Raw genomic sequence first — 2,280 nt, forward strand, 5'->3', positions numbered from 1 at the left:
GCGGCCCCGGGCGGCGGTCGCGGGCCGGGTGACCAGCCCCCGCTCCTCGAGGCCCTGCAGCACCACGTTCATCGACTGGCGGGTGACGAAGGTCCCGCGGGCCAGTTCGGCGTTGGACAGGCCGGGCCGCTGACCGAGCAGTTCCAGGCAGGAGTACTGCGGGACGGTCAGCTGCAGCGGCCGCAGCACCGCGTCCATCGCGGTGCGCAGCGCCACCGCGGCCTCCTTGAGGACGTAGCCGACGGCGTTCTCCACCGGCCCGACTGTTTCCTGTTGCACCATGTCAGTATCCTGACATACGCTGCTGGATGTCAGGACTTTGACATAGCGAGATTCGAACGCCAGGAGTGAGCCATGCCGGTTACCGGACCCGACTTCGTCGCCCTGCAGGTGCGTGACCTGCCACGATCCGCCGCCTTCTACGAGCAGCACCTCGGCCTGCGCCGGATCCCGGCGAGCCCGCCCGGCGCGGTCGTCTTCGCCACCCAGCCCGTGCCCTTCGCGGTGCGCGAGCCGCTGCCCGGCGTTGATCTCGAGGCCGGCCGGCCCGGACTGGGGGTCGCCTTGTGGCTGCACAGCACCGACGCCCAGGCGTTGCACGACGCGCTCGACGCCGCCGGCGTGCCGATCGTGACGCCGGCCTTCGACGGGCCGTTCGGCCGCACCTTCACCTTCAGCGACCCCGACGGTTACGCCGTCACGATCCACGACAAGGCGTGACCACCTTCCGGATGCGGGCGCGCGGCCCGTTCTCGCTGCGCAGCGCGGCCCGCTTCGTCGCGGGGTTCTCGGCCGGGCAGGGCGGCGGCGACGAGGCGCGGCTCGACCTCGCCTTCCCCGCCGAGCACGGCTGGACCCCGGTCGGTGTCCGCGTCACCGGGGACGGCGCGGAGCCGGTCGCCGAGGTCGTGGTCAACCCGGGATCGGTGCCGGTCGAGCGGATCCGCGGCCAGGTCGAGCGCATCCTGTCGCTGGACGTGGACGGCACCGGCTTCCCGGCGGTGGGGGAGCGGGACCCGGTCGTCGGCGAGCTGCAGACGCGCTATCCGGGGCTGCGGCCGGTGCAGTTCCACAGCCCGTACGAGGCCGCGGTGTGGACGATCATCGGGCAGCGCATCCGCCGGAGCCAGGCCGCGGGCATCCGTACCCGGCTCGCGAACCAGCTGGGGGAACAGATCGACTTCGGCGACGCGCAGCTTCCGTCGTTCCCGGCGCCCGACCGGCTCGCCGGCCTGCGCGAGTTCCCCGGCCTCACCAGCCGCAAGATCGAGCAGTTGCAGTCCCTGGGCCGGGCCGCCGACGACGGACAGCTCGACGCCGCCACCCTGCGCGCCCTGCCGGCCGAGGAGGCCCTGACCCGGCTGCGGACCCTGCCCGGCATCGGGCCGTTCTCCGCCGAGCTGATCCTGCTGCGCGGCGCCGGCGACCCCGACGCGTTTCCCCGCAACGAGAAACGGCTGCACCAGGCCATGGCCGGCGCCTACCGGCTCGGCGACGACCCCGGCCTCGCGCGGCTCGAGGCCATCGCCGAGCGCTGGCGTCCGTACCGGACGTGGGTCGCGCTGTTGCTGCGCGCGTCGCTGGCCGAGGAGGGCCAGGCCGATCAGGTACGGCTCAGCCGATGATCACCGTCTGCAGCTCGGTGAACGCCTCCATCGGATGGGCGCCACCGACCCGCCCGAGGCCGCTGTCGGAGCCGGACCGCCCACCGAACGGCAGGTGGCTCTCCCAGTAGTTGGTCGACTCGTTGATGTTCACCCAGCCGGTACGCACCGCGTCGGCGAAGGCCAGCCCGGTGCTCAGGTCGGCGGTGTAGACGGCGGCCAGCAGCCCGTACCGGGAGGCGTTGGTCAGCTCGATCGCCTCCTCGAGGCCCGACACGGCGACGATCGGGGCGATCGGGCCGAAGGTCTCCTCGGTGGCCGCCGCGGCGTCGGCCGGCACGTCGGTGAGGACGGTGGCCGGCCAGTACAGGTCGGTGGCGAAGCCGGTGGCCCGGGCGCCGCCGGTCAGCGCCGAGGCCCCGCGGCGCAGGGCGTCGGCGACGTGCTCGTCCATCTTGGCCGCCACCCCGGCGTTGTTGAGCGGGCCCATCGTGGTGGCGTCGTCGAGCGGATCGCCCAGCCGGATGCGGTCGGTGACCGCGCGGGCCAGCCGTTCGGCGAAGTCGTCGCGCACCGCGTGGTGCACCAGCAGCCGCTCGCCGGCGGTGCAGCTCTGCCCGGCGCACAGGAAGCAGGCCTGTAGGGCGCCCTCGACGGCCCGGTCCAGGTCGGCGTC

At 73.7% G+C, this 2,280-nt stretch carries 4 protein-coding genes; 2 read left to right on the forward strand and 2 right to left on the reverse strand.

Annotated features, from left to right (window positions below; translation table 11 throughout):
* The coding region (locus AB0C29_RS44505; protein WP_360833862.1) for a MarR family transcriptional regulator at nt 1-282 on the reverse strand (282 nt) is incomplete at its 3' end.
* 72 nt (nt 283-354) lie between these two features.
* Here AB0C29_RS44505 and AB0C29_RS44510 point away from each other — a divergent pair.
* Together AB0C29_RS44510 and AB0C29_RS44515 are read left to right on the forward strand one after the other, a co-directional pair.
* Entirely contained in the window at nt 355-720 is a 366-nt protein-coding gene (locus tag AB0C29_RS44510; RefSeq protein WP_360833864.1) for a VOC family protein, read from the forward strand.
* Entirely contained in the window at nt 717-1,625 is a 909-nt protein-coding gene (locus AB0C29_RS44515; RefSeq protein ID WP_360833866.1) for a hypothetical protein, read from the forward strand. Before AB0C29_RS44510 ends, AB0C29_RS44515 begins: the two co-directional genes overlap by 4 nt.
* On the opposite strand, the gene AB0C29_RS44520 is transcribed toward AB0C29_RS44515, so the two are convergent.
* A partial coding sequence (locus AB0C29_RS44520) for an aldehyde dehydrogenase family protein (protein ID WP_360833868.1) occupies nt 1,615-2,280 on the reverse strand: 666 nt, incomplete at its 5' end. The two genes, AB0C29_RS44515 and AB0C29_RS44520, sit on opposite strands and share 11 nt — an antisense overlap.

It is taken from the genome of Actinoplanes sp. NPDC048791, assembly GCF_040650095.1.
GTDB lineage: Bacteria > Actinomycetota > Actinomycetes > Mycobacteriales > Micromonosporaceae > Actinoplanes.

Bases quoted from the DNA above. Each gene is read 5' to 3' on its own strand.
- AB0C29_RS44510 (WP_360833864.1), top strand. From the start codon at position 355: ATGCCGGTTACCGGACCCGACTTCGTCGCCCTGCAGGTGCGTGACCTG.